Source organism: Streptomyces sp. NPDC107581 (genome assembly GCF_055657175.1).
Genome location: NZ_JBVKBH010000052.1, coordinates 1 through 5,141, shown reverse-complemented (window position 1 = coordinate 5,141; position 5,141 = coordinate 1). Strand labels below are relative to the sequence as shown.

Below are 5,141 nucleotides of genomic sequence, written 5' to 3'. Positions count from 1 at the left end.
CACTCCACCCCGAACAACCCATCACGAGCCGACACCTCAGCAGCAGCCACAAACGGCCGCAGAACCAACGAACCCACCGACGCGATCAACCCACCAGACGCATCGGCCAGCGTCACCGAAACACCCTCACCGGACTCCGACGGCGCCACCCGCACCCGCGCCGCCACCGCACCCGACGCATGCACCACCACACCACCCCACGCAAACGGCAGCACCAGTCCCTCGCGCTCGACACCCAACCCCATCGCATGCAACGCGGCATCCAACAAAGCGGGATGCACCCCGAACCCGGCGACCGCCACTCCCTCGGGCAGCGCGACCTCGGCGAACAGTTCCTCACCACGCCGCCACACCGCACGCGTCCCCTGGAACACCGGGCCATAAGCAAGACCGGCCCCCGCCAACGCCGGATAGAAGCCGGCCAGGTCCACGGCATCGGCACCGGCCGGAGGCCACTGCGCCAAGCCACTGTCGACACCGGCATCGACATCCGCATCAGCAGGAACGAGAACACCCGCCGCGTGCCGCGTCCACTCCTCCTCGAACGCCGCGCCCTCGACCTGGGCGTAGACGGCCACTGCTCGGCGACCGGACTCATCCGACTCGTCAACCGTCACCTGCACCCGCACGCCGCCACGCTCAGGCAACACCAACGGCGTCTCGATGAGCAGTTCCTCAACCCGTCCGCAGCCGGCTTCGTCACCGGCACGCACGGCCATCTCCACCAATGCTGCTCCGGGCACCACCACTCGCCCGGCCACCACGTGATCGGCAAGCCACCCCTGGCGGGCCGCCGACAACCGACCCGTCAGTACCAACCCACCACTGGCCGGCAACATCACCGCGGCGCCCAACAGCGGGTGCCCCGGAGTGCCCAACCCCAAGTCCTCGGCTCGGCCCCCCGCCGTCGCGGTCAGCCAGTAGTGCTGTCGCTGGAAGGCGTACGTCGGCAGGTCGACCCGACGCGCACCCGTCCCCGTGAACACCTTGTCCCAGCCGACCGCCACGCCCCGCACGAACACCTTCGCCAGCGCCGTGAGCAACGCCCGAGGCTCATCCCGACCACGACGCAACACCGGCAGCCACACCTCGGCAGCAGCCACCTCACCGACAACCTCCGCACGCGTCTGCGGACCCATCCCGGACAGCACCCCGTCCGGACCGATCTCCACGAACGTCCGCACGCCGTTGTCCCGCAGTGCCGCCACGGCATCGGCGAACCGCACCGCCTCACGCACATGCCGCACCCAGTACGACGGGTCGGTCACCTCGCTGGTCACCGGCTGTCCGGTCAGGCCCGAGATCATGGTCAGACGAGGCACCTGGGCCTGAACCGAACCGACGACCTGCCCGAAGCGCTCCAGCATCGGCTCCATCAACGGCGAATGGAACGCATGCGACACCGTCAAACGCTTGGTACGCGCCCCACCCCCCGCCAACTCTGCCGCGGCCGCCAGGACTTCGTCCTCGACACCGGAGATCACCACAGCCCGGGGCCCATTGACCGCCGCAACCCCCACACCGGATCGGCCCGCGATCGCTTCCAGAACCTGTTCCTCGGTCGCCTCGACCGCCACCATCGCGCCGCCGGCGGGCAGCTCCTGCATCAGCCGGCCACGCGCGGCCACCACCGCACACGCATCCTCCAGCGACCACACACCGGCCACATGCGCCGCAGCCAGCTCACCGATCGAATGACCCGCCACCACCTGCGGACCCACACCCCACGACTCCAGGAGCCGGAACAACGCCACCTCGACGGCGAACAACCCCGCCTGCGCCCACACCGTCTCATCGATCCGGCCCCCACCCGGCCAAGACTCGTCGCCCTCACCGCGAATCACCGCCGCCAGCGAGCCCTCCAGATGGCCACTCAGCCCCGCACACACCGCATCGAAGGCCTCGGCAAACACCGGGAACGCCTCATACAACCCCTGCCCCATGCCCAGGCGCTGCGCACCCTGCCCCGTGAAGACGAACCCGACCTTGCCCACGCCACCCACAACCCCGGACACCACCCCCGGAACCTCACGACCCTCGGCCAACGCCCCCAAACCAGCAGCCAGTTCACCAACCCCCGCCCCCACAACAACCGCACGATGCTCCAACGCACCACGAGAGGCTGCCAACGACCAGCCCACGTCCACCAGGTCCACGTCCGGACGCTGCCCGACGAACCCCGCCAAGCGCTCCGCCTGACCCGCAAGACCCGCCACCGACCGACCCGACACCACCCACGGCACCACCGGCAGAGCCACCGACGGGACACCGTCAGCCGGAGCAGCACTGAGGTCGGACGCTTCAGCGTCCTGGGGTGCTTGCTCGATGATCACGTGCGCGTTCGTCCCGGAGAACCCGAACGACGACACACCCGCACGCCGCGGACGACCCACCTCCGGCCACAGCACGGCCTCGGTGGCCAGCCGCACAGCACCGGCACCCCAATTGATGTGGGAGGACGGCGCATCCACATGCAGGGTCGCGGGAACGACCCCGTGCTCCATCGCGGCAACCATCTTGATGATGCCCGCCACACCCGCCGCCGCCTGCGCGTGACCGATGTTCGACTTCACCGAACCCAGCAGCAACGGCCGCTCCTCCGACCGCCCCTGCCCATACGTCGCCAGCAGCGCCTGCGCCTCGATCGGGTCACCCAACCGCGTCCCCGTACCGTGGCCCTCGACCACGTCCACGCCGTCCGGGCCCACTCCCGCACTGGCCAGCGCAGCCTTGATCACCCGCTGCTGCGCGGGACCGTTCGGCGCGGTCAAGCCGTTGGACGCGCCGTCCTGGTTCATCGCCGTACCGGCCACGACCGCAAGGATTCGATGACCGTTGCGGCGGGCGTCGGACACCCGCTCCAGCACCAGAACTCCGACGCCCTCGCCCCAGCCGGTGCCGTCGGCGGCCTCGGCGTACGCCTTGCAGCGACCGTCGACCGCCAGGCCCTGCTGCCGGGAGAAGTCGATGAAGGTGCCCGGCGTCGACATCACCGTCACACCGCCGGCCAGCGCCAGCGAAGACTCCCCCGACCGCAGCGACTGGCACGCCAGATGCAACGCAACCAGCGACGACGAACACGCCGTGTCCACCGTCACCGCCGGACCCTCCAAGCCCAGCGCATACGCCACCCGACCCGACGCCACACCACCCGAACCACCCGTACCGAGATAGCCCTCGGCCTCCTCGGGCACGGAGTCGAACGGCAGATAGTCGTGATAGATCAACCCGGCAAAGACCCCGGTGGTGCTGCCCCGCAACGCACCCGGATCGATCCCCGCGTCTTCCAGCGCCTCCCACGACGTCTCCAGGAGCAGCCGCTGCTGCGGATCCATCGCCAGCGCCTCACGCGGGCTGATCCCGAAGAACTCCGCGTCGAACTGCCCTGCGTCGTAAAGGAACCCGCCCTCATTCGAATAGCTCTTGCCCGCTGCCTCCGGATCAGGGTCATAGACGTCCGCGGGCCAGCCCCGGTCCGCCGGGAACGTCCCGATCGCGTCCCCGCCCGAGGACAGCAGCGCCCAGAACTCCTCCGGGGACGTCACACCACCCGGGAAACGACACCCCATCCCCACGATGGCCACCGGCTCCTGCTGGCGACCCTCCACCTCACGCAGGCGCTCCCGGGTCTGGTGCAGATCGGTGGTGACCCGCTTGAGATAGTCACGAAGCTTGTCTTCGTTCGCCATCCGATGACGCCTTCCTCATTACGCACGGTGGTACGGCATTACGCACGGTGGTACGGCGGCGTACTCAGATCCCGAGCTGGTTGTCGATGAAGTCGAACATGTCGTCGTCGCTGGCCGACTGGATCCTGTCGGCGACCGAGTCACCGTCGTCGGCCTCGTCGCCGGATCCGCCGGTGTCGCTCAGCACGGAGAGGATGTCCTTGAGCCGAGCGGTGACCCTCGCCCGGGCGGCGTCGTCGCCCATGATCTCGGTGAGCGACGCCTCGAACTTGTCGAGTCCGGAGTAGGCCGAGAGTGCGGTCGTCTCCTCGTCGGCCGACCCGAACATCTCCTGAGCCAGGTGATCGGCCAGGGCGGTCGGGGTCGGGTAGTCGAACACCGCTGTGGCGGAGAGTCGTTGTCCCGTGACGCTGTTCAGCCGGTTGCGCAGTTCGACCGCGGTCAGGGAGTCGAACCCGACGTCGCGGAACGAGCGGTCCGCGTCGACCCCGTCCGACCCTGACATTCCCAGGACCAGCCCGGCCTGCGCGGCGATCATGTCCCGCAGCGCCTCCTGCCGCTCGGCCGGGCTCACCCGGGCCAGGCGCTCGGCCAGGACGTTCTGCCCGTCGGCTGTCGGCTCACCGACCGTACGGCGGGCGGGACCGCCGGCACGGGCCCCGCGGGCCAGCGTGGACATCAGCGACGGAACATCGCCCGATCCACGCATCGCGGTGAGGTCCAACTGGGCTGCCACGATCAACGGTTCGCTCCGGCCGACGGCAGTGTCCAGCAGGGCAAGACCGTCAGTGTCGGACAACGGCAGCATGCCCTGCCGACCCAACCGCCGCCGATCACCCTCGGACAGCTCACCCGCCATCCCCTGCTCCCACGGACCCCACGCCAACGACACCGCGGGCAGACCCTGCTGACGCCGGAACGCGGCAAGCGCGTCCAGGAAGGTGTTGCCGGCCGCATAACCGGCCTGCCCCGGATTACCGACCACACCCGCGATCGAGGAAAACAACACGAACATGTCCAGATCCAGATGACGGGTCAGCTCATGCAAATGCCAAGCCGCATCGACCTTCGGCCGCATGACCGACTCCACCCGCTCCGCACTCAGCGACCCCACAACCCCGTCATCAAGAACACCCGCCGCATGAACCACACCGGTCAGCGCAACACCCTTCACCACACCCGCCAGCTGATCCCGGTCAGACACATCACACGCCGCGACCGTGACCTCGACACCCCACCCCTCCAGATCAGCGACCAGCTCCAACATCCCCGACGCATCCATCCCACGACGCGAGACCAACACCAACCGCCCCGCCCGGCCCGTCTGCGCGAGATGCCGCGCCACCAGACCACCCAACGCACCCGACGCACCCGTCACCAACACCACACCGCCCCCACGGCCCGCATCACCCGCACCGACCCCACGGCCCACTGCGGAAGCCGGGGGCAGGG

General features: G+C 69.2%; 2 protein-coding genes. Both read right to left on the bottom strand.

What is annotated here, in order from left to right; all coding sequences use genetic code 11:
• A partial coding sequence (locus ACZ7P3_RS42455) for a type I polyketide synthase (RefSeq protein ID WP_472090039.1) occupies positions 1 to 3,689 on the bottom strand: 3,689 nt, incomplete at its 3' end.
• Between the two features lie 64 nt (positions 3,690 to 3,753).
• Positions 3,754 to 5,141: type I polyketide synthase (locus tag ACZ7P3_RS42450; protein WP_472090038.1), on the bottom strand; the 1,388-nt coding region annotated here is incomplete at its 5' end.